Origin of the sequence: Neorhizobium sp. SHOUNA12A (assembly GCF_023006505.1) — a bacterium.
GTDB lineage: Bacteria > Pseudomonadota > Alphaproteobacteria > Rhizobiales > Rhizobiaceae > Neorhizobium.
Genome location: NZ_JALBGV010000038.1, coordinates 27,310 through 48,258, shown reverse-complemented (window position 1 = coordinate 48,258; position 20,949 = coordinate 27,310). Strand labels below are relative to the sequence as shown.

At 61.2% G+C, this 20,949-nt stretch carries 18 protein-coding genes and 2 tRNA genes; 6 read left to right on the top strand and 14 right to left on the bottom strand.

What is annotated here, in order from left to right; all coding sequences use genetic code 11:
• Nucleotides 1-19: 19 nt before the first annotated feature.
• Nucleotides 20-823, top strand: coding sequence for an exodeoxyribonuclease III (gene xth, locus MOV63_RS17895; protein ID WP_038542371.1), 804 nt, complete (start codon nucleotides 20-22; stop codon nucleotides 821-823).
• 27 nt (nucleotides 824-850) lie between these two features.
• On the opposite strand, the gene exoR is transcribed toward xth, so the two are convergent.
• From exoR to MOV63_RS17860, 7 genes are all read right to left on the bottom strand, one after another.
• Nucleotides 851-1,621 carry an exopolysaccharide production regulator ExoR gene (gene exoR, locus MOV63_RS17890; protein ID WP_405029347.1) on the bottom strand — a complete coding sequence of 257 codons (771 nt, stop codon included), beginning with the start codon at nucleotides 1,619-1,621 and terminating at the stop codon, nucleotides 851-853.
• 504 nt (nucleotides 1,622-2,125) lie between these two features.
• Nucleotides 2,126-3,364: an OmpP1/FadL family transporter gene (locus tag MOV63_RS17885; RefSeq protein WP_247035335.1), complete on the bottom strand. Its 1,239-nt coding sequence runs from the start codon at nucleotides 3,362-3,364 to the stop codon at nucleotides 2,126-2,128.
• A gap of 363 nt (nucleotides 3,365-3,727) precedes the next feature.
• The gene (locus MOV63_RS17880) at nucleotides 3,728-6,559 is read right to left on the bottom strand and encodes a valine--tRNA ligase (RefSeq protein WP_247035333.1); all 2,832 of its coding nucleotides are present in this window, start codon (nucleotides 6,557-6,559) and stop codon (nucleotides 3,728-3,730) included.
• Between the two features lie 141 nt (nucleotides 6,560-6,700).
• Entirely contained in the window at nucleotides 6,701-7,618 is a 918-nt protein-coding gene (locus MOV63_RS17875; protein WP_247035324.1) for a PopZ family protein, read from the bottom strand.
• Nucleotides 7,619-7,885: 267 nt separating this feature from the next.
• On the bottom strand, nucleotides 7,886-8,539 hold the full coding sequence (locus MOV63_RS17870; RefSeq protein ID WP_247035322.1) for a protein-L-isoaspartate O-methyltransferase: 654 nt from the start codon (nucleotides 8,537-8,539) through the stop codon (nucleotides 7,886-7,888).
• Between the two features lie 138 nt (nucleotides 8,540-8,677).
• On the bottom strand, nucleotides 8,678-8,875 hold the full coding sequence (locus tag MOV63_RS17865; RefSeq protein ID WP_038542362.1) for a hypothetical protein: 198 nt from the start codon (nucleotides 8,873-8,875) through the stop codon (nucleotides 8,678-8,680).
• A gap of 173 nt (nucleotides 8,876-9,048) precedes the next feature.
• Nucleotides 9,049-9,122, bottom strand: a tRNA-Cys gene (locus MOV63_RS17860).
• A 299-nt stretch (nucleotides 9,123-9,421) separates the two neighbouring features.
• On the opposite strand from MOV63_RS17860, the gene MOV63_RS17855 reads away from it, so the two are divergent.
• A complete protein-coding gene (locus MOV63_RS17855; protein ID WP_247035320.1) occupies nucleotides 9,422-9,682 on the top strand; it encodes a DUF982 domain-containing protein in 261 nt (86 codons plus the stop codon).
• A gap of 64 nt (nucleotides 9,683-9,746) precedes the next feature.
• Here MOV63_RS17855 and MOV63_RS17850 read toward each other — a convergent pair whose 3' ends face one another.
• On the bottom strand, nucleotides 9,747-10,031 hold the full coding sequence (locus MOV63_RS17850; protein WP_247035318.1) for a hypothetical protein: 285 nt from the start codon (nucleotides 10,029-10,031) through the stop codon (nucleotides 9,747-9,749).
• 421 nt (nucleotides 10,032-10,452) lie between these two features.
• Here MOV63_RS17850 and MOV63_RS17845 point away from each other — a divergent pair, with 421 nt between their 5' ends.
• On the top strand, nucleotides 10,453-11,094 hold the full coding sequence (locus tag MOV63_RS17845) for an exopolysaccharide biosynthesis protein (protein WP_244447494.1): 642 nt from the start codon (nucleotides 10,453-10,455) through the stop codon (nucleotides 11,092-11,094).
• A 10-nt stretch (nucleotides 11,095-11,104) separates the two neighbouring features.
• Here the strand turns inward: MOV63_RS17845 and MOV63_RS17840 are convergent, their stop codons facing one another.
• Nucleotides 11,105-11,392 (bottom strand): hypothetical protein, encoded by a 288-nt coding sequence (locus tag MOV63_RS17840; RefSeq protein ID WP_046601410.1) that lies wholly within the window; start codon nucleotides 11,390-11,392, stop codon nucleotides 11,105-11,107.
• 159 nt (nucleotides 11,393-11,551) lie between these two features.
• Between MOV63_RS17840 and MOV63_RS17835 the strand changes: the two genes are divergently transcribed.
• Both MOV63_RS17835 and MOV63_RS17830 read left to right on the top strand, forming a co-directional pair.
• Nucleotides 11,552-11,626 (top strand) — tRNA-Asn (locus MOV63_RS17835).
• Between the two features lie 650 nt (nucleotides 11,627-12,276).
• Nucleotides 12,277-13,071, top strand: coding sequence for an SDR family NAD(P)-dependent oxidoreductase (locus MOV63_RS17830; RefSeq protein ID WP_038542354.1), 795 nt, complete (start codon nucleotides 12,277-12,279; stop codon nucleotides 13,069-13,071).
• 113 nt (nucleotides 13,072-13,184) lie between these two features.
• On the opposite strand, the gene MOV63_RS17825 is transcribed toward MOV63_RS17830, so the two are convergent.
• From MOV63_RS17825 to MOV63_RS17815, 3 genes are read right to left on the bottom strand one after another with little or no spacing between them, the layout of a single operon-like run.
• A complete protein-coding gene (locus MOV63_RS17825; RefSeq protein WP_247035316.1) occupies nucleotides 13,185-14,288 on the bottom strand; it encodes an amidohydrolase family protein in 1,104 nt (367 codons plus the stop codon).
• Between the two features lie 5 nt (nucleotides 14,289-14,293).
• On the bottom strand, nucleotides 14,294-15,346 hold the full coding sequence (locus MOV63_RS17820; protein ID WP_247035314.1) for an amidohydrolase family protein: 1,053 nt from the start codon (nucleotides 15,344-15,346) through the stop codon (nucleotides 14,294-14,296).
• A gap of 55 nt (nucleotides 15,347-15,401) precedes the next feature.
• Complete coding sequence (locus MOV63_RS17815) at nucleotides 15,402-17,048, bottom strand: GMC family oxidoreductase (protein ID WP_247035312.1); 1,647 nt, start codon at nucleotides 17,046-17,048, stop codon at nucleotides 15,402-15,404.
• A gap of 326 nt (nucleotides 17,049-17,374) precedes the next feature.
• On the opposite strand from MOV63_RS17815, the gene MOV63_RS17810 reads away from it, so the two are divergent.
• Nucleotides 17,375-18,964: an ABC transporter substrate-binding protein gene (locus MOV63_RS17810; RefSeq protein WP_247035310.1), complete on the top strand. Its 1,590-nt coding sequence runs from the start codon at nucleotides 17,375-17,377 to the stop codon at nucleotides 18,962-18,964.
• 76 nt (nucleotides 18,965-19,040) lie between these two features.
• Here the strand turns inward: MOV63_RS17810 and MOV63_RS17805 are convergent, their stop codons facing one another.
• A complete protein-coding gene (locus MOV63_RS17805) occupies nucleotides 19,041-19,952 on the bottom strand; it encodes an ABC transporter permease (RefSeq protein ID WP_247035308.1) in 912 nt (303 codons plus the stop codon).
• Nucleotides 19,949-20,908: an ABC transporter permease gene (locus MOV63_RS17800; protein ID WP_247035306.1), complete on the bottom strand. Its 960-nt coding sequence runs from the start codon at nucleotides 20,906-20,908 to the stop codon at nucleotides 19,949-19,951. Before MOV63_RS17800 ends, MOV63_RS17805 begins: the two co-directional genes overlap by 4 nt.
• Nucleotides 20,909-20,949: the final 41 nt, after the last annotated feature.

The window sequence follows — 20,949 nt, the reverse complement described above, 5'->3', positions numbered from 1 at the left end:
CAGTGGGAGGCAAGGGCCGATGAAGATCGCCACCTGGAACATCAACGGCGTCAAAGCGCGCATCGACAACCTGCGTCAGTGGCTGACCGATTCCTCCCCGGACATCGTCTGCCTGCAGGAGATCAAGTCCGTCGATGAGACCTTCCCGCGGCTGGAGATCGAGGCGCTCGGCTATCATGTCGAGACCCATGGCCAGAAAGGGTTTAACGGCGTTGCGCTGCTGTCGAAGACCAGGCCCGACGAAGTGATGCGGGGTCTGCCTGGCGGCGAAGGCCCGGACGGACAGACGGACGAGCAGTCGCGTTACATCGAAGGCGTCTTTTCGGTGCCGGGGGGCGCGATCCGCGTCGCCTCCATCTATCTGCCGAATGGCAATCCAGCCGACGATCCGGTCAAATACCCCTACAAGCTGGCATGGATGGAGCGTCTGCGCCTGCATGCGCAGAACTGCCTTCTGCTCGAAGAGCCGCTGATCCTTGCCGGGGATTACAACGTCATTCCCGAGCCGCACGACTGTTTCGACCCGGCTGCCTGGGCGACGGACGCACTTTTCCTGCCGCAGACACGCGCCGCTTTCCGCAGGCTCGAAAATCTCGGCCTCGTCGATGCGGTGCGCGCCACGACCGATGCCACCAAACTCTACTCTTTCTGGGATTATCAGGCGGGCGCCTGGCAAAAGAACAACGGCATCCGCATCGATCATCTTCTGCTATCGGCGGAAGCCGCAGACAGACTGAAATCGACGGCGATCGAGAAACATGTGCGGGCTTGGGAAAAGCCGTCGGACCACGTGCCCGTCATCGGTATGTTCGATTTCGGCTGATCGCCCGAAAGATCGGCGAGGCGTCGGTTATTCGACGCCTCTGGCGAACTCCTGAGACAGGGCGACCGCTCCGCGGCGATCCTCTTCGCCGACGACCGAAAATGCCTGCTCCTGCAATTGCTGCATCCAGACACATTCCTTGGCAGTACACTTGTCGAGCGCCGCCGTCATGAAGGCGAGCCCCCGCACCGTCTGGCCTTCCTGGAAGAGAACGTTGCCGAAAACCGACATGGCGCCCGCATGGCCGCTCTTGCGGGCCTGGTTCAGCCATTTCTTCGCCTGCTGGATATTGGCGGTACCGCCCTCGCCTGCCAGAATCATCCGGGCGAGCTGGAACTGGGCTTCCGCCACGCCGAATGTGGATGCCGCCTGGAAATAGAGTTGCCGTGCCTGTGAAAGATCAGGCTTGATCGGGCTGCCGGGAATGCCGCGGCGATAATAGTTGGCCAGCGACAGAAGCGCGTTGACGAAGAAGCCGGTATCTTCCGAACCGGGCTCGACGCCCTGCGCGGCGATCTCGTTATAGATCTTGAAGGCCTCGAAATCGTCCTTCGCGACGCCGTCGCCGAAGGCGTACATATTGGCAAGCGCCCAGCGCGAGCCGGTATGGCCTTTCTCGGCGGCATAACGATAGGCCTCGACCGCATCTTCCTTCTGGCCGTTCTTATAAGCCTTGAAGCCGAACTTGAAGAGATCGAAGGGACCGGACTCTTTCGTCACGCCCGACTTGATATCGAAGGCCGCAGCCGATCCCGCCAAAATCGAGGCGAGCGACGCTCCAAGAAGCAATACTCTCATGGATCCGATGTCACACTTCGGCATGGTTCAGTTTCTTTCACTCCGCGCGCGACGACCCGCCGCAGCCCGAGCATCGCTCGCTGCCGGAGCAAGATTTATCCGGGAATATCCCGCGCCTGCTCCTCCCGAGAGACGAATGAAACTGTAGCTGCCGTTTTCGGCAAGACTAGGACCCATAACCGCAGCGATTGCGGCAGGACAGGACGGTATCAGAATCCGCCTGCCTGAGCGCAAAAAGCCCGGCTTTTCATGAAGAAACCCGCCCATGATACTCCAATTACGCGCCCCGCCCCCGCGTTCCGCGCCTGTTCTTCCCCTATCGCTGCTCCCCGTTTGTGGCGGGAAGTGGACAGAAACGCCCCTCTCAAGGGCCCTGACAATAGTCTCGAAAAAGTGTTGCTAAATCGTCACAAGAGAAGCGACGAGACTGCTCTTCACCTGAACTAAAATTCGCCACAAAAAAGCCCGGTCGCAACCGGGCTTTCAAGCTTCAATCAAGTGAAGTCAGAACTTGACCTTCAGAGAAGTCGAGAGCGCTGCGACCAGATCGTTGCCGAAGCGATAGCTTGCTTCGTCGCCAGCAGGAATGCCGTTGATGGCCACGGCGCCCGAGCTGCCGCTGGTCAGGATGCCAAGCACGCCGGCAAGGCGAAGCTCAACATTCTTGTTTGGCGAATAGGAGACACCCGCGCCGACAGTCCAGGTATCCGTGAGGGAGCCGAAGCCCTGCGAGGTCCCACGATCCCAGGTGAGGCTAACCGCACCGCTCCACTGTTCGTTGAACTTGTGGCCTACGCCGCCGGTAACCGTCCAGCCGTCCCGGTATCCAAGTTCAAGCGCGGTAACTTCCACGCCGCCGGCATTGTAGAACGGGATCCGCTGCAACACGCTCCAATTGGTCCATTTGACCGATCCGAAGGCGAGCCAATCGGGAGCGATGCCAGACTGCAGCTTGAGCTCGATAGCCTCCGGCATAGCGGTTGAGCCCTCGACCGGAATGATCGTGCTGGCGCCCGGGACCCCGAGGCCCACTGGAAGGTGGGTAAGATCGACCTCGCCCGTGACGCTATCCAGTTTCACCTGACTATAGTACATCAGGCTGGCGCGCAGCGCGTATTCCGGAATTTCGTAGGCGACACCTGCCCGCCAGCCCCAGCCGTCACCTTCAAGGTTGAGGCGGCCGACGCCAGAGCCCGTAAGGCCGGCACCGGCGATAAGTTCCGGCGCGACGACTAGGCGCTCCTTGAAGCCGTCCATCTGGAGATAGTTTGCACCTGCTATGACACGCAGATCGCCCGGACCTGCATCGAATTTATAGGAGCAGGTCAGCGCGTAGTTGTCGCTGTTGATCTTTGTTTCGATGTTCTGGTTTGCCCCGGCCCAACGGGCGCCTGGATTGGTATGAGCGCCGTAGGGCTGCGAGTAGTCGACCAAGCAGTCAAACCCCTCGAAGCCCGCCTTGGCGCCGATACGCGGAGACCAGTAGTCCTCCGTCTCCTTTGCCGAGTTGGAATAGCCCAAGCCATTGAGTGGACCATCTCCCGCGAATGTATCGGTGACGTTCTTGAGCTTCCTCTGGGGCATCACGAAGGTAGCCGTGGACTCGATCACGACCGGAGACGGATCAAAAAGCAGATCGATATTGTATCCGCCCCGCTCGATGCCACCTGCAAGCGCAGGCGACTGAAGGGCGCATCCTGCTACGAGAGCAAAGACGCCCCTTGAGATTAGTTTGCTTACCATAAAATCTCCCACTCCCTGGTAAGTGACCGAAATCACTCTAGATGGTTCGCTCCGATTGACAACTTTCGGCTGTCCGGCGCTTCGCGGCGCAAACGCGTTATAGATTTACGTAAGCAAACCAGGAACCGGGGCTTTGATGCCGATTTCGGCACAAAATTACTCTTTCTCCGCTAATGCGGTCGTTAAAATTGGAATTATATTATTTTAAGCCGGCTACCTGTGACAATGTGGCAACAATACGGCTTTCTGCTTGTGAGCAGTTGCACACATGCCGAACCAGACCAACAAGCGGTTGCGAAAATGAAAATGCCGCGTCGTTTCCGGCGCGGCATCCTCCATCGAACTGATTCACAATGAAGACGGTCAGCCAGCTTCGCTGATGCGCAGAAGTGCGGTCTTCAGGTTCGCCATCTGAACTTCCAGTTCGGCAAAGCGCTCGCGCTCGGCAGCAACCACTTCGGGATCGGCATTGGCAACGAACTTCTCGTTGGCGAGCTTCTTGCCGATACGATCCATCTCGGCCTCGGTCTTTCCGACTGCCTTCTCGATGCGCGCCTTTTCCGCCACCAGGTCGATCAGGTTGCCGAGCGGCAGGCAGGCGGTCGCCTCGCCGACGACGATCTGGGCGGAACCCTTCGGCGCCACGTCGGCAAGCTCGATGGTTTCCACACGCGCTAGGCGGCGGACGGCCGCCTCATGACGGCGCAGACGCGCCTGGGTCAACTCGTTGGCTCCGACAACGATCAGCGGCGCCACGGCCGATGGCGGTACGTTCATCTCGGCGCGGGCCGAGCGCAGGCCGGTCACGAGATCGACCAGCCAGTTGATCTCCTCCGCAGCCGCCTGATCGGCGAATTCCGGTGCCGGCCAATCGGCATGGCAAAGCAGGCCATCGCGCGTTTCGGTATGGGCCCAGAGCTCTTCCGTCATGAACGGCATGAACGGATGGAGGAGCTTGTAGGTCTCTTCCAGCACATAGGCCGCGCAGGCCTGCGCCTCGACCTTGGCACTCTCGTCCTCGCTCATGAAGATCGGCTTCAGCAGTTCAAGATACCAGTCGCAGACCTGGTTCCACACGAACCGGTAGAGCGAAGCCGAAGCTTCGTTGAAACGCTGGGTCTCGATCGCCTCGGTGACGTCGCGGATCGTGGCGGAAAGTTCGGTCAGGATCCAGCGGTTGACGGTCAGCGCCGTTGCCTCCGGCAGGAAAGCCGGATCACGCTTGACGCCGTTCATCTCGGCAAAGCGGGTGGCGTTCCAGAGCTTGGTGCCGAAATTGCGGTAACCGGCGATGCGGGCCGGATCGAGCTTCACGTCGCGCCCCTGCGCCGCCATGATCGCCAGCGTGAAACGCAGCGCGTCGGCACCGTATTCGTCGATCAGGTCGAGCGGGTCGATGACGTTGCCCTTCGACTTCGACATCTTCTGACCGTTCTTGTCGCGCACCAGGGCGTGAATATAGACGGTGTGGAAGGGCTCGACCGGATTGCCCTCCTCGTCCTTCATAAAGTGCAGACCCATCTGCATCATGCGAACGACCCAGAACGGAATGATATCGAAACCCGTGACGAGCACGTTGGTCGGATAATACCGCTTCAGTTCCGGGGTGTGTTCCGGCCATCCCAGGGTCGAGAACGGCCACAGCGCGGACGAGAACCAGGTGTCGAGCACGTCCTCGTCGCGGGCCAGGATTTCACCCGGCTTGAAGTTCTCCAGCAGGTCCTCGACGAGAGCCTTCATCGGCCCTTCGTGCGACAGATAGTGCTGAATTGCCGCCTGCAGCGCCTCTTCCTCGGTCTTTTCGACGAAGACCTGGCCGTCCGGGCCGTACCAGGCCGGAATCTGGTGTCCCCACCAGAGCTGGCGGGAAATGCACCACGGCTGGATGTTCTCCATCCACTGGAAATAGGTGTTTTCCCAGTTCTTCGGAACAAACTTGGTGCGGCCTTCGCGAACCGAGGCGATCGCCGGCTGGGCGAGCGTCTTGTTATCCACCCACCATTGTTCCGTCAGGCGCGGCTCGATCGGCACGCCGCCGCGGTCGCCATGCGGCACCATGTGCTTGTGCGGCTCGATCTTGTCGAGCAGCCCGGCTTCCTCGAATATTTCGACAATGATCTTGCGGGCCGTGAACCGATCCTGGCCTTCCAGCCGGTCCCAGGCACCATGCAAGGCGGCTGGATTGTCCAGGCCCTCCAGAAAATCCTCGTTGTCCTTGATGGTCACCGTTCCGTCGATATCGAGAACATTGATTCGGCGCAGCCCTGCCCGCTTGCCGACTTCGAAGTCGTTGAAGTCGTGGGCCGGCGTGATCTTGACCGCGCCGCTGCCGGCCGTCGGATCGGCGTAATCGTCCGCGACGATCGGGATCCTGCGGCCAACGATCGGCAGGATGACATGTTTGCCGACGATCGACCTGTAACGTTCGTCATCCGGATTGACCGCAATACCGGTATCGCCGAGCATGGTTTCGGGACGTGTCGTCGCGACGACGATGTAGTCCCGCGTCTCGAATTCGGTGGCGTTGCCGTCTTCGTCGAAGGCAACGGGATACTGATAGGTGACGCCGTCTTCGAGCGGATAACGCAGGTGCCACAGATTGCCGTTGATCTCGATCTGCTCGACTTCCATGTCGGAGATCGCGGTCAGCAGCTTCGGGTCCCAGTTGACGAGCCGCTTGTCCTTGTAGATCAGGCCCTGCTTGTAGAGCGTGACGAAGACTTCCAGGACCGCGGCCGAAAGCCCCTCGTCCATGGTGAAACGCTCGCGGGACCAGTCACAGGAAGCACCGAGACGCTTCAGCTGGTTGAAGATCAGCCCACCCGATTCTTCCTTCCATTCCCAGATTTTGTCGACGAAGGCCTCGCGGCCCATTTCGCGGCGGCCCGGAAGCTGGCGCTCCATCAACTGGCGCTCGACAACCATCTGGGTGGCGATGCCTGCATGGTCCATGCCCGGCTGCCACAGCACGTCCTTGCCGCGCATCCGCTCGAAGCGGATCATGATGTCCTGCAGCGTGTTGTTGAGCGCGTGGCCCATATGCAGCGAACCGGTGACGTTCGGCGGCGGGATGACGATCGTGAAGGTTTCCGCGCCCGGCTTGGCGTTGACGCCGGCGCGGAAAGCGTCGGCCTCGTCCCAGGCCTTGGCGATCCTCGGTTCTACTTCTGCGGAATCATAGGTCTTTTCGAGCATTTCCTGACCCGTTTTTGTTCTTTGAGAGCTATCGGGGTGTAAATAGGATGGGGTGTTCCAAGTCAATAAAAAAGCCGCCCCGTCACCGGAGCGGCCGTATCGATCAGCCTTGCGGGCGGATTGGCTACGCCAGCCGCTGGCTTAGCGGCGCGTGCCGCGAGATACGCGTTCAATTTCCTCGCGCACCAGGCGCTCGACCAGCGTCGGCAGGTTGTCGTCCAGCCATTCCTGCAGCATCGGGCGCAACATGTCGCCGGCCATGTCCTCAAGCGAGCGGCGCTCCATGCCGTTGAACACCGAGGCAAGCTCGCTGAAGGATTTTGCGACCTGAGCGCCGGCTTCGGCTGACAGGAGGTTAGCCGTCTCCTCGATCTTGGCCGGCAGGCTGCGCGGGGCCTGTTCCGCGGCGAATTTCGGTTCTGCCTTCGGTTCGACCTTTGGTTCAGGCCGCACCGGCGCCTCGGCTCTGCTGGAAGCCGACAGCGGCGGATCGAAAACCGGCATCATGACGCGCTGGACCGGTTCCGGGTGCGAAGCCGGCGCTGCCTGCGTGACTGGGGCGGCGGCCTGGGTGACCGGTTCGCGGAATTCGGGCATGCGCGGCATCTGGGGACGAAGCGGAGCCGGCTCTTCCTGGCGTGCCGCCGGTGCGGGCGAAGACGGTGTTTGCGCTGGAGAGATCGTCGCTGACAGCGTCGGCGCAGTCGAAGCGGTGGAAAGGCGCACCGGGCCGGTTTCCTGCTGGCGGACCGAAGCGGCGCGAACCCTTGCGGCGACGTCGGCGAGCGACAGGGTACGATCCCGCTGCGCCGGCTGGCCCGACGACCCTTGCGCGTAGCTCATCGGTTCGTTGCGGGAGGGCGCGCCGCGGTCATTGGCAGCCATGTCCGGGACGAAGCCCGGCTCTTCGCCGTCTTCGATCTCATCCTCGCCATAGACCGGAGGGAGCTGGCCGTTGAGCGCGTTCTCGGCGTTCGGCTCATTGCTTTCAATGATCCGGCGAATGGACGCCAAGATTTCTTCCATGGAGGGTTCACGCGCTACATTTGGCTGAGCCATTTTCATCCCCGCTGTTACCGGCACTCGACTCGGCCCCGTGGAGGGTGAACCGAATCGACGTTACTCTAAGGTCTTGGGGGGGCTGGAAACAATGACAAGTGCCCCAGGCTTCCTACGGATACACAGTTTTGTTGGCGTTGTGAATCCCGTTAGTCACACTTACCGGAACAGATGACAGCTGGATGAAATAACCGGATGGCGTCGACAGAAACGACAAAGGGGCCGCAAGGCCCCTTCCGTTCATGGCATTCGATCGTGTCGGAGCAATCAGAACACGAATTCCTTGACCTTGCGAAAGCCTGGCAGCGGCTTGACCGACGCATTGAAATAGGCGCTTTCGGAAATCGAGCCCTGTTCCTTCACCAGCACCTTCGCCTGGGCGGCATTGCCGTAACCGACGACTGCGATCAGCCGGCCGCCGTCGCGCAGCTGCTCCAGAAGAGCGGCAGGCACTTCCTCGACGGCACCGTTGACGAAGACCAGGTCATAGGGGGCCTCGGCAGGATAACCCTTTTCGAGTTCGCCGGTAACGACCGCGACATTGTCGTAGCCAAGCGAGGAGAGCGTTCCAGTCGCCTGCGAGGCCAGCGCCTCATCCGCCTCCAGCGAAACCACGGAGCCGGCAATCAGCGACAGGACGGCGGTCGCATAACCACTGCCGGTGCCGATTTCGAGCACGACATCATCCTTGGTGATCGCCGCGAGCTGCAGAAGCTTGGCAAGCGGCGAAGCCTCCATCAGGTAGCGCCCAGGCGCCACCTCGATATCCTTGTCGATATAGGCGAGCGACTTTGCCTTGGCCGGCACGAAAGCTTCGCGCGGTACATTATAGAAGGCCCGCAGAACCGAATGCGACGTGACATCGGTGGTGCGGATCTGATTTTCGACCATCTTTGTCCGTGCTGCTTCGAAATCCATCATCTCAGTCGTCCCAAATCACCGGCGATGCGCCGGCTCACGCATGTCCGTCTTACTGACGGCGAGACGTGCTTTCAAGACGCCGGCCGGTTTCGAAGCAAAAAAGCCGAGGTGAACGGCCCTCTCCTGCAATCCCGATGCTCAGGCGTAGGCCGGCGGCGCTTCTTCAAGCTTGCGGACGGTCACATAATCACGGCCATAGGAGGAGCGCAGGCTATGGCCCTTGTCGAAGGCGGACTGTTCAGCGGAGGTCAGCGGGAACATGCCGTCGGCGAACGTTCCGGTGCCTTCGACCTCGTTGGCCGCCTGGCGATGCACATTGATAATCCTGGTGATCATGACGCCTTCCTTCCGTTCCGCCCAATAATCGCTGAGCAGGCCTTTCTGTTCCGAGCCTAGGAGGAGAAGGTTAAAAAATTAACCATGTTGCACCGCACACAAAAATGCGTGGTAAATGCTTGGTATCAAAGCATGTTTGGATTTGAGGGATTGGTCCGGAAAGAAGGGAAAATTGGAGGCCTCGCCCGGAATCGAACCGGGGTGCAAGGATTTGCAGTCCTCTGCGTCACCACTCCGCCACGAGGCCATCCGAACGCATAAAGAGCGAGTGGTGTCGGGCGTTTAGAACGAATCGAATAACCGCGCAAGCGCGGTTTGGCCCGATTGCCATTTTTTTCTGCACAAGATGACGGACGCCGATGCGGGCGGGCCAGTTCGCATCTCTGCCCGCGGTCCACGTTCGGAAAAAAACTGGCCGGAATGTCAAAAAACCGGCTCGATTGGATGCCGGCCGGCGCTCCGGATTGGCTTCATAAAAAATTCACCAAAATTACGGAACCAAACGCTTCCGGATGAGTTCTCTACGCCGCAATGCAAGGTGTGGACATGACGAGTAACGTAACTGAAGCAGATGACTCCGTGTGGAGTTCCCCCGTCAGAGTACGCGTTGGATACGGTTTCCCAGAAACCATCCACGGACCAAAAGAAGCCCTGGAGTACCTCAACTGGCGCTGGCCGGTGCGTGAAGGTACCTATTATATCAAGGCCCTAAAGGAATGCGCCGCCTGTCTGCAGCGCAAGCTTCCCCTAGAAAAGGTGCGGGAGACCTTCATTCTCGCCAGCATCGAAGCGAAGATGCTGAACTGATTTCACCCTTTGGGCGGGGCCGATGATCAGTGTGAACCTCAGTGTCTCTGACGGCGTGCGGCGCTTACGCTGGCCAATAGAAATCGGAACGAAAGTCAGCCGGGATGTCTGACAATCTGCCGATAGCTTCGGCGACGAAACTGATCTGCATGGCCAGATAACGGATTTCGCGCGGCACCGGTATGCCGGTCATTGTTTCGCGATTGCGCCAGGTCTCGTACCCGGTCGACCTGATCCGCCGTTCGGCCTCGCGCAGCACGTCGTCGCGGCTCGGCATCTCGCCCTCGGCCAGATCGGCAAGCTTCGCCACGCAGGCCGCAAGCCCGCCTTCGATCACTCTCAGACCCATGTTCACCCTCGTCTTCAATCCCGGGAGCAATCCTAGTGATTCGGGGAAACATGCGCCAGAGTCTCTGAGGCAACACTGAAGTGGCGATGGCCCGGCGACTGTGCTAAAATGGCGTCGTTGCCGGGTGGGGGAGCACCGGGCGGCGAACATGCGGTAGGAGGAGACCGTCATGCAGTATCTGGAATTCATCACCACCCTTAATCCCGTGGTTCTGGCGATCCTCGTGATCGTGCTGGCCTGCGGAGCCTACGACTATTGGGCGCAGTCTCGATAACGGCCCGATAACGGATGGCGTAGCCTTTTGATTTTCCATGAGACGCCGGGCGTTCACGTTTCCGGCGGGTTGTGGCTTGCGCCTTTGCGAGGACACGGTTTGTTGTTACCCATACCGCTGTTTTAAGGCGGAATGGAGAGACGAACAGTGAGCGCAAGCATCGAATTCGACGATACCTCAACTTCGCTGAGCGGTACGCTGCGCCAGCTTATCGACGGCATCAAGGGTCAGTCGGTGACGCTGCGGCAATTGATGGATGCGGTCGGCGAACAGGGCCTGTTGCTCATCTGTGCCATTGCCTCCCTGCCCTTCCTCCTTCCCGTGTCGATCCCCGGGGTCAGTACCGTGTTCGGCGCGGCGATTATCCTGATCAGCCTGGCGATCACCGCCAATCGGCTGCCCTGGTTGCCGAAGAAAATCCTCGACCGCGAACTTGATACGAAGAAACTGCTGCCGGCGCTGGAAAAGGGCGTCAGCATCGTTTCTCGCCTCGACCGGTTCCTGAAGCCGCGCATTTCGGCGTTGACCACCGGCCGGCTTGTCAGCCGGATCAATGGCCTGGCGATCGCGGCCGGCGGCGTGCTGTTGATGTTTCCGCTGGGGCTGGTCCCCTTCTCCAACACCCTGCCGGGAATCGCCATCCTGCTTCTGTCGACCGGCATGATCCAGCGCGACGGGCTGATCGTGCTTGGCGGCTACCTCTTCAATGTCGTGACGGTGATCTATTTCGGCGTGCTTGCCTACGTGGCGTTCAGCGCCGGCCAGGGCATAGCGTCGATGTTCGCCTGATCGTGCGGCCTTATCGCTGTTCGGCCTTACGCCCCCGCCGCCTTGCCCACCAGAGCGCGATCCGGCGGCGCTGACGCCGCACGAAGGGCAGATCGTGCGAGAGCACCAGAAAGCCGAGCGGCAGCATCCAGAAGCCAAGGATCGGCAGGAAGCCGAGCACGCCGCCGAAAATCAGGACGACGCCGACGACGACCCGGCCGATCCGCGACCGTGGCATGGGAATCTGTACGCTGCCCAGCGCCAGTTTGCCGCTTTGCGGGTCGATTCCAAATCGCCTCGGTTTCCGTTCGCCTGCCACTCTCGAATATCCTCACCGGTTAAAGGCCTAGCTTTGCCCAGGAAATGGGGCTTTACCGGGGATAAAACAACGAAGTTCGATTTTTTTGCAAAAACCGCTTGGCAAAACGACAAAGCATTTGTATTACCCGCCGCACACGCCGCGACCCTTCGCGGATGATCCCTGGTAGCTCAGCGGTAGAGCATTCGACTGTTAATCGACAGGTCGCCGGTTCGAATCCGGCCCGGGGAGCCATTTTATAAAGGTCGTGATGAAAATCACGGCCTTTTTGATGCGACCTTTCAAGCAGATAGGTGTTTCCTGAGCCTTTGGGCGGTTCGCTTAGCGGGCAAGCCTGTGTTGCGTCACAAATTCAGGTACATCTCGCCGTATACCATTTCCTGCTCGCGGAATTGACACGCATGGCGTGCCAATAAGCCAGGTGGCGGCTCCATACCGATCTCATATGTGACAAGTTCACATATCGCGTGCCGTTGGCTACTTCGGCGCACCATTCACGGATGGGCCTGCTGCCGTCGGTCGCTGCATCTGGACTGCCCCTGCGAGTAGCGGCGCCTACGTAGCGATGAATTCCATGACCAGCCGCACTCGCTTGGTCTGTACGTTTCGCCATGCGTGAGGAGCCAGAGCGTTCCGAACATGCGCAGGCGTGGTGCGCCGATGCACAGCCGCTGTCGAGGAATCGCCCATCCCGCTCGGTTGCCCTCCATCCCATTTGACTGCGAATGGGCGCGATGCTTGTCGGCCCTGGACGAACCCGACATTTTCTGGCGCACCCACGAGAAGCTCCTTGCGGATCTTGCCAAGGTCGCAACCGAACGCAACATCTCACGCATCAGATAACCAGCCGCCACTATCTCAGTCCTGATTGAAGGAATAACCTCATGAATATTGACCTTAAGGGCCGTAAGGCCGTTGTAACCGGCTCCACGGCGGGCATTGGTCGCGCTATTGCCGAAGGGCTGGCGCGCGCGGGCGCTTCGGTCGTGATCAACGGCCGCGGCGAGGAACGTGTCGCCGCGGCGCTTCGCGAGATTCGCGTGCTTTTCCCAAACTCCGATCTGACGGGCGTCGCCGCTGATCTGGAAACGGCAGAAGGGGCCGGAGCCTTGTTCGCGCAGGCGCCGGATGCCGATATCCTCGTCAACAATGTGGGTACGGCGCGCCCGAAGTCGTTCTTCGAGCTTACCGATGACGACTGGCTGAGCCTCTTCCAGCTCAACGTCATGAGCGGCGTTCGCGCCGCGCGCCACTATCTGCCGAAGATGATGGAGCGGGGTTGGGGACGGGTCGTATTCATCAGCAGCGAGTCCGCTCTCAACATCCCGAAAGAGATGATTGACTACGGCACGACCAAGACCGCGCAACTCGCCATTTCGAGGGGCCTTGCGGAAGCGGTCGCCGGAACCGGCGTGACGGTCAACGCGGTCCTTCCCGGCCCGACGAGATCCGAAATCCTGTCCAACATGATGAGCGAGTTGGCCCGTGCGCAGGGCATCAGCCAGGAAGAAGCGGAGCAAGTCTTCCTGAGGACGATGCGCCCGACAACGCTGATCAATCGATTGTCGACCACCGAAGAAGTGGCAAACATGGTCGTCTATGTCTGCTCGGAGCAAGCTTCGGCGACAAGTGGCGCCGGTCTGCGCGTCGACGGCGGCGTCGTTCGGTCGATCGTCTAACCCGCCCCGACTAGCATCGTCGTGGCTCCCTTCACTGTCGCGAAAGCGCGTCTTGCGGCGCGCTTTCGACGTTTCAGGCCGGAGGGTCGCTCAAGTCCACGACGGCGCCGAGCTTATTTCAGGCCAAACAGTTCCACCGCGTTGTTGCGGAAGATAGCGGAGCGCTCGGCCGATGTCAGTGGCACCTTGAAGGCAAAACGCGGATCGTCGAAATCCCAGTGCGGATAGTCGGTCGAGAACATCAGCCGGTCGGTGCCGATCCAGCGTAGGATATCGAGGAGATGCCGGTTGTTCTCCGGCTCCTCGATCGGCTGGGTGGTGTACCAGAAATTCTCGCGCACATATTCGGACGGCTTGCGCTTCACGTGTGGAACCTCGTCGCGCATGCGCTTCCATTCCCGGTCGAGCCGCCAGACGAGTGACGGTAGCCAGGAGAACCCGCCTTCGACGAGCACGATCTTCAGCTTCGGGAATTGTTCGAACACGCCTTCGAGGATCATGCTGGAGAGCACGGTCTGGAGGCTGTTGGAGGCTGCGTAGTGCTCCTCCAGATAAAACGAACTCCAGCCGGACGGCGTATTCGGGCGGTAGCCGAAAGCGCTGGTATGCAGCCCGATCGGCAGGCCGTAATGTTCGGCCGCCTCGTAGATCGGCCAGTAGCGGCGACGGCCGCAGGGCTCCAGCGTGCGCGGCGGCATGGCGATCTGCACGAAACGGCGGTCGGTGACACGCCGGTCGATTTCCGCAACCGATTCCCTCGCGTCCTCTTGGGAGATACAAATGGAGGCTTTCAGCCGTGGTTCCGGCCCGGCAAACTTGTCGATCTGCCAGTCGTTCAGCGCCGCGCAGAGCGCTGCACCGAGTTCCTGGTTGAAGGCCATGCTGCCGGCTGCGAGCGGCTGCAGGATGCCGTAGTCGATGTTACACTGGTCCAGCAATTGTTCCCGCAGGAAAACAAGGTCCGATGCCGGCGGGCCACCATTCGGCGGCCAGGAATCACGGCGCATGCCGTTGCCCGGCGTCATGCGCGGATAGGGCAGCGTGCCAAGCAACGGGTTTGCCGTGCGCACCGCGAAATCCCGCACATGCGTTTTCCAGCGTTCGGGCAGGTAGTCGAGCAACTGGTCCGGCCGGGAGAAAGCCGGATGCACGTCGCAATCCACCACGCCCTGCACCTGCGATTTTTCGGAGCTACGTTCGAGTACTGGGGTTTCCATGGGGATCAGCCTCCAAATCTCGGATAGGTGGCGAGAACGTTGTCGCGAAGGATCTTATTCACCTTGGCTTCCGGCAAGCCCTCGGGCAGCACGTCCAGGCCCTCGAAATGCCAATGCGGGTAATCCGAAGAGAACAGCAGCATATCATCGCTGAGCAAATGGTCGAGCGTCCTGGCGACGTCCTCGACATCGTCAGGGCCGTCGAAGGGCTGCGACGTCATGCGGATGTGCCTCCTGATGATGTCGGCAGGCGCGTCCTTGACCCACGGCACCTCGATGCGGGTGCCGCGCCAGTCCTTGCTCATGCGCCACATCAGCGCCGGCATCCAGGTCACGCCGGACTCGATCATCACGGCCTTCAAATTGGGATATTTGACGAAGACGCCCTCGGAAATCAGGCTCGCGACCTGGGTGGAGAAACCCTGCGGCTGAACTACATGGTCTTCGATCAGGAAGGAATGGAAGCCGCTATGGCTCGGCGCGTGGCGGAAATTCGATCCCGCATGAATGCCGATCGGCAGGCCGTGTTTCTCCGCCGCCTCGTAGATCGGCCAGTAGGTGCGGCGGCCGAGCGGCAGCTCGGTCATGGCGAGCGTCAGGACCTGCACGAAACGCTTGTCGTCGGCCCGGCGCTCGATCTCCTCGACCGCAGCCTCGACATTCTGGAACGGCACCAGCATCGATGCCCGGAGGCGGCTATCGCGGCTCAGCCACTTGTCGGCAAGCCAATCGTTGGTGGCACGGCATATGGCGGCGGCCAGATAGGGATCGAACAGGGCGTGGGCGCCTGAAACCACGTTGAGGATGGCACCTCCAAGACCCAGCGGGTCAAGCAGGTTCTTCTGCACCTGCGCGAGCGGATCGCCGCTCCACGTCCAGTCCGGTCGCATATAGGGACGCGTGCGCTCGGGGTAACTCATCAGCTCCAGCACGTCGACTTCGCGCGAAGTGACAATCTCCTGCCAGTAGTCGTCGAGATAGGGAAGCAGGTCGGCGCGACGCGGTGTCGGCGGGTGGACGTCGCAATCGATCGCCCCGGCGGTTTCGAATCTGGCCATCTTCGTATGCGTCTCGCTCATCGTTGACATCTGTGCTGCTTTCTTATGTGCGGCCTCACGCCGCCTGCGTCCCCATCTTTTCCTCGAGCCCCAGCCTTTCCTCGCGGATGAAATCCGCCGCCTTTTCCGCGATCATCACGGTCGGGGCCTGGGTATTGCCGGAGACGATGGTCGGCATGATCGAGGCGTCGACGACGCGAAGGCCGGTGATGCCGTGGACCCGCAACCGATCGTCGACCACCGCCAAACGGTCGCGGCCCATCTTGCAGGTGCCGACCGGGTGGAAGGTGGTGTTGAGGGTCCGGCGGGCGTAGTCGAGCATCTCGTCGTGCGACTGCACGGCAGCGGTCGGCGCGATTTCCTCTGGCTCGAAACGCGCCATGACGGGGCTTGCGGCGATGCCCCGGACAGCCTCGATCGACCGCATCAGGATTTCGCGGTCGGCCTCCTCTTTCAGAAAATTGTGCAGGATGCGCGGCTGGGCGGAAGGGTCCCTGCCCCCGACATGGCAATAGCCGCGGCTTTCCGGCCGCAGGATACAGGCCGACGAGGTGATGCCGGGGAACGGATGCATGGCACCGCCGAAACTCGGCGACGTGGAGCCTGAGACATGGATCTGGATTTCCGGCGCCGGCGCATCCGGCGTGGTCTTGATGAAGGCACCGAGCAGGGTCGGCGATCCGCCGAGCGGCCCGCGTTTGGTCGCAAAATACTGCATGCCAAGCAGCATTCGGCCGAACCGCGTCCCGGCGCGGGTATTCAGCGTGTGGGTATCGCGAAGACGGTGCTGTACCCTGATGTGCCAGTGGTCCTGCAGGTTTTCGCCGACACCCGGCAACGCGTGCAGCACCTCTATTCCGGCAGATGCAAGCACGTCCGGAGCACCAATGCCGGAGCGTTCGAGAATGGCCGGCGAGCTATAGGCTCCGGCCGACAGAATGACTTCCCTCCCCGCCTTCGCCTCTTGGTTCCGGCCATCGAGGCTGAACACGACACCGCTCGCCTGGCTGCCCTCCAGGGTGATCCTGTCGACGAGAGCGCCGGTCACGACGGACAGGTTGCGGCGGTTGCGGACAGGTTCCAGAAATGCGCGGGCGGTGGAATGGCGCACGCCGTTCTTGATGGTGGCAACAAAGAAGGCCACGCCTTCATTGTCGCCGGAATTGTAGTCGCCCGCAGCGGGAATACCCTGCTCGATCGCCGCCCGGCGATAGGCCTCCAAGGCCTCCCAGCGCACATTGGGATCGGAAACCGCCCATTCGCCCTCGGTGCCGTGCGCCTCGGAATCAGCGCGATGGAACGCTTCGGAGCGCTTGAAATAGGGCAGCACGCTTTCCCAGGACCAGCCGCGATTGCCGAGCTGCGCCCATTGGTCGTAGTCGTAGGCATGGCCGCGCACATAGATCAGGCCATTGATCGCGGAACTGCCCCCGAGCATTTTTCCGCGCGGCAGTGCGAGCTGGCGTCCATGGAGATAGGGCTCGGGTTCGCCCTTGTAGAGCCAGTCATATTGGGGCCTGCCGATGAGATAGGCGAGGCCGAGAGGCATGTCGACGTAGAAGCCACGCCCCTCGCCGCCGCCCTCGATCATCAGCACCTCGACTGCCGGGTCCGCCGACAGCCGGTTGGCCAAAACGCAGCCTGCCGTGCCACCGCCCACGATGATGTAATCGTAGGTACGGGAATGCTCGAACGCACCCATGGTCTCTCCTCCACTTTCCGCAACAGAGAGCCGCGCGCCTCGCGGTTACGGCGCCGAAACGGGCACCGGAAGAGCAAAGGACACAACGGCCGCACAATCGCAGCCTCCCGTACAATCATGGCATACGAGCCGATTGGAAGGAAGTCATATTGCGGCGAAACCGAATGCAAAAGTATACATCGTAATGCTCCTGTTGTAGACCTACCCGCGGCAGGCTGCCGCAATTCGGAAAGAGGAAGCCGAACTGCTAGCTCGATGTATGCACGCCTGCCGGAGTGAACACGAATTTATCTCGTCAATCTGTTTCATCGGGGAGGAGCCCAGAGATGAAAAAACAGCAGGACGGCGTGCCGTCGATCATCCATGACAGCAGGATCAACCGGAGAACGCTTCTGGCGTCCGGCGTAGCGCTGGGAGGCGCGCTGCTGCTGCCCGGGCAGATGTTCGCTCAGGTATCACCGCCCAAACCGGGCGGCACCTTGCGCATTGCCATGCCGTTCAATCCGGCGGCTCTCGACCCGATGACCGGGCGCAACGTGCCGGACTTCAACGCGCTTTATGCGCTTTTCGACGCGCTGATCGCCTTCGATCCGGCGACGCTCGAGCTCAAGCCGATGCTCGCCAAGGACTGGACCTTCGCCGATCCGACGACGCTGGTGCTCAACCTCGTCGACGGCGTGAAATTCCATGACGGTACGCCTTTTAACGCCGAGGCCGTGAAGTTCAATTTCGATCGTTTCATCAGCGATCCGCGCTCCAACGTGAAATCGGACCTGGTTTCGGTCGCGTCTGTGGCGGTCACCGGCCCGAGCCAGGTGACGCTCAAGCTGAAGCAGCCGAACTATTCGCTGCCGACCATCCTGACGGGCCGCGTCGGCTGCATCGTCTCGCCCGCCTCCATCAAGGCTGCCGCCGACGGCAATGTCGACCGCAATCCCGTCGGCACCGGGCCGTTCAAGTTCGCCGAGTGGCGCGACAACGACCTCATCCGTGTCGAGAAGAACCCGAACTACTGGCAGCCGGGCCTTCCCTATCTCGACGGCATCAACTTCCGCATCATCAACGAACTGAACACAGCTGCCCGCACGGTGACCGCCGGTGAAACCGATCTCGCTCTCAACATGGCCGCGCAGCAGATCGCTACCGCCCGCCGGGTGCAGGACCTGACCGCCGAAGCCAATCCTTCGATGATCTTCTTCACCCTGATGATGAATTTCGCCAAGCCGCCGCTCAACGACATCCGGGTCCGGCAGGCGATGAACTACGCCATCAACCGCGACGAACTGAACCAGGTCCTGATGCTTGGTCTCGGTGAACCGACCTCGACCATGTTTCCCAAGGATTTCTGGGCGGTGGATGCCGGGACGGCGCAGTTCTACCAGCACGATCCGGAAAAGGCGCGCAAACTGCTGGCCGATGCCGGCTACCCGAAGGGCTTGGAAGTCGAGACCTGGAGCTGGCCGGACCAGACATCGGTTCAGCGGCTCGAAGTGGTCGGCGAGCAGCTTTCGCAGGTCGGCATTCGCCTCAAGGTCACCCCCTCGCCTCCGCAGGTCGTAAACCAGGCCTTCTATATCGAGGGCAAGGGCGCGATGATCCTCAATCCGCAGGGCGGCTGGCTCGATCCCAGCCAAACCTATGAGCGGCTATTCGGCGCGACGGGTCAGTTCAACGCAGGCAAGGTGGAAGATCCGCAGTTCCGCAAGCTGCTGGATGCGACGGGCACTTCGGCTGACGCCGGTGAACGCAAGAAGGCATTTGCCGCGCTCCAGCGTTTCGTCGTGGAACAGGCGCTGCACCTGCCACTGGTGACCTCGGCCGCCATGTCGATCCGCAACAAGAAGGTCAAGGACTTCCAGTACGACCGGCTGCACTCGCCGCGGTTCCACCGCGTCTGGCTCGACCAAACCGCATGATCCGCAGCCAAGATCCGATAGACGCGACGAAACAGCCCGACCGCGAGGCCAGGCTGTTTCGCAGCTAAAATCGGGATTACCGGCGCTTGATGGTCGGATCGAGGAGCACGCGGATCGACTCGCCTAACGTGTTGAAGGCGAGCGCGGTGAACAGGATGGCGAAACCCGGCGCATACATCTGCTCGGGCGCCACCTCGACATAGTGGTAGGCGCGCGCCAGCATGCCGCCCCAGCTCGACTCGGGCGGCTGGACGCCGAGCGACAGGAAGCTCAATCCGGCTTCCGCCAGAAGCGCCACGGCCAGCATCAGGGTCACCTCGACGATCACAGGCTGGATGGCATTGGGCAGGATATGGCGCAGGATCAGGTGCAGGCGCGATGCGCCGAAACCGGTCGCTGCCTCGACATAAAGCGCGTTCTTCACCACCAGCGTCTGCGCCCGCATCGTCCGGGCAAGCACCGGCGCGAAGGCCAAGCCGACGGCGATCATCGCATTGGTGAGACCGATGCCGAGCGCGCCTGTCACGGCGACGGCCAGCACGAGCGGCGGAAAGGCCAGCACGCCGTCGATGATGCGGCTGCCGACCTGATCGACCCAGCCGCCGACAAAACCGATGAAGACGCCGAGCGGCACACCGATCGCCACGCCGATGCCAACAGCGAGGCTCGCGGCGTAGAGCGCATTGTAGGAGCCGTATATCAGCCGGCTCAGCGTATCGCGGCCAAGGTCGTCGGTGCCGAGCCAGTGCGCGCCGCTCGGCGGCGCCAGAAGGTCCATCAGGTTCTGCTTGTTGGGCGCATAAGGCACGATCAGCGGCGCAAAGATCGCCGCCAGAACCAGGACGGAGAGATAGGCAAGGCTGATCAGCGCACGCTTGTCGCCCCACAGCCAGACCCAGAAGCGGAAGCGGACGGGGGGCGGAAGGGTCGCCCTGACTGCCGGCGCGGCAGCAGTTCGGGTCATCGCGGTCATGTTCGTATCGGTCATGTGGAGGCCGCCACTCTGGGATCGAAGGTCGCGTTGAGCACGTCGACCAGGAGATTGGTGAGGATCACCACCAGCACAAGCACGAGCGCCACGCCCTGCACCACTGGGAAATCCTTGTTGAGCGCCGAATAGCTGATCAGGTTGCCGACACCGGGGATGGCGAAGACCGCCTCGATGATGACAGCGCTGGAGAACAGCCGGTTCACCTGCAGGCCAGCAATGGTCAGCATCGTCGCAGCCACGTTACGCAGCCCGTGTTTCCAAAGGATGGCGCCCGAACCGAGCCCCTTGGCGCGCAGCGTGCGGATATATTGCGAGCCGAGCACTTCGAGCAGCGCACTACGCACCTGCCTTGCCAGAACCGCGACCACGCCGGTGGAGAGCGCAATCGCCGGAAGGGTCGCGTAATAGAGCGCCTCCAGCGGTTTTTCGAAGACGGATACGGCACCGGTCGCCGGGAACCAGCGGTAGCCGAGCGAGAACAGCGTCACCAGAATGATGCCGAGCCAGAAATTGGGCACCGCGACACCGAGCGAGGCGACGCTGGTGATGATCTTGTCGAGCGTGGTGCCTTGGCGCGTGGCTGCAAGAATGCCAAGCGGAATGCCGAGTGCCGCGCCAAGGATCAGCGCATAAAGAACCAGCAGGATCGTATGCGGCAGGCGCGAGAGGATCAGCCGCAGAACCGATTCGTTCGAGAACAGCGAATGGCCGAGATCGCCCTGCAGGGCATTTCCCAGCCAGAAGAAATATTGCACCAGCATCGGTCGGTCGAATCCGTAGATATGGCGGATTTCCGCGATGCGTTCCGCCGTAGCGTAGTCGCCCGCGATCATCATGGCCGGGTCGCCGGGCATCATGTAGACGAGGGAAAACACCACGAAAGTGGCCACGATCATCACGGGCACCAGCTGCATCAGCCTTTGCGCAACCATCCCGGGGACGCCGTACATCATTGATACTCCGTCAATCCGCATTTGACGCCGGCCGTTTCAAT

Excerpts from the sequence above, each read along its gene's own strand:
- xth (WP_038542371.1), top strand. The coding sequence starts at position 20 with ATGAAGATCGCCACCTGGAACATCAACGGCGTCAAAGCGCGCATCGAC.
- exoR (WP_405029347.1), bottom strand. The coding sequence starts at position 1,621 with ATGAGAGTATTGCTTCTTGGAGCGTCGCTCGCCTCGATTTTGGCGGGA.
- MOV63_RS17885 (WP_247035335.1), bottom strand. The coding sequence starts at position 3,364 with ATGGTAAGCAAACTAATCTCAAGGGGCGTCTTTGCTCTCGTAGCAGGA.
- MOV63_RS17880 (WP_247035333.1), bottom strand. The coding sequence starts at position 6,559 with ATGCTCGAAAAGACCTATGATTCCGCAGAAGTAGAACCGAGGATCGCC.
- MOV63_RS17875 (WP_247035324.1), bottom strand. The coding sequence starts at position 7,618 with ATGGCTCAGCCAAATGTAGCGCGTGAACCCTCCATGGAAGAAATCTTG.
- MOV63_RS17870 (WP_247035322.1), bottom strand. The coding sequence starts at position 8,539 with ATGATGGATTTCGAAGCAGCACGGACAAAGATGGTCGAAAATCAGATC.
- MOV63_RS17865 (WP_038542362.1), bottom strand. The coding sequence starts at position 8,875 with ATGATCACCAGGATTATCAATGTGCATCGCCAGGCGGCCAACGAGGTC.
- MOV63_RS17855 (WP_247035320.1), top strand. The coding sequence starts at position 9,422 with ATGACGAGTAACGTAACTGAAGCAGATGACTCCGTGTGGAGTTCCCCC.
- MOV63_RS17850 (WP_247035318.1), bottom strand. The coding sequence starts at position 10,031 with ATGGGTCTGAGAGTGATCGAAGGCGGGCTTGCGGCCTGCGTGGCGAAG.
- MOV63_RS17830 (WP_038542354.1), top strand. The coding sequence starts at position 12,277 with ATGAATATTGACCTTAAGGGCCGTAAGGCCGTTGTAACCGGCTCCACG.
- MOV63_RS17825 (WP_247035316.1), bottom strand. The coding sequence starts at position 14,288 with ATGGAAACCCCAGTACTCGAACGTAGCTCCGAAAAATCGCAGGTGCAG.
- MOV63_RS17820 (WP_247035314.1), bottom strand. The coding sequence starts at position 15,346 with ATGGCCAGATTCGAAACCGCCGGGGCGATCGATTGCGACGTCCACCCG.
- MOV63_RS17815 (WP_247035312.1), bottom strand. The coding sequence starts at position 17,048 with ATGGGTGCGTTCGAGCATTCCCGTACCTACGATTACATCATCGTGGGC.
- MOV63_RS17810 (WP_247035310.1), top strand. The coding sequence starts at position 17,375 with ATGAAAAAACAGCAGGACGGCGTGCCGTCGATCATCCATGACAGCAGG.
- MOV63_RS17805 (WP_247035308.1), bottom strand. The coding sequence starts at position 19,952 with ATGACCGATACGAACATGACCGCGATGACCCGAACTGCTGCCGCGCCG.
- MOV63_RS17800 (WP_247035306.1), bottom strand. The coding sequence starts at position 20,908 with ATGATGTACGGCGTCCCCGGGATGGTTGCGCAAAGGCTGATGCAGCTG.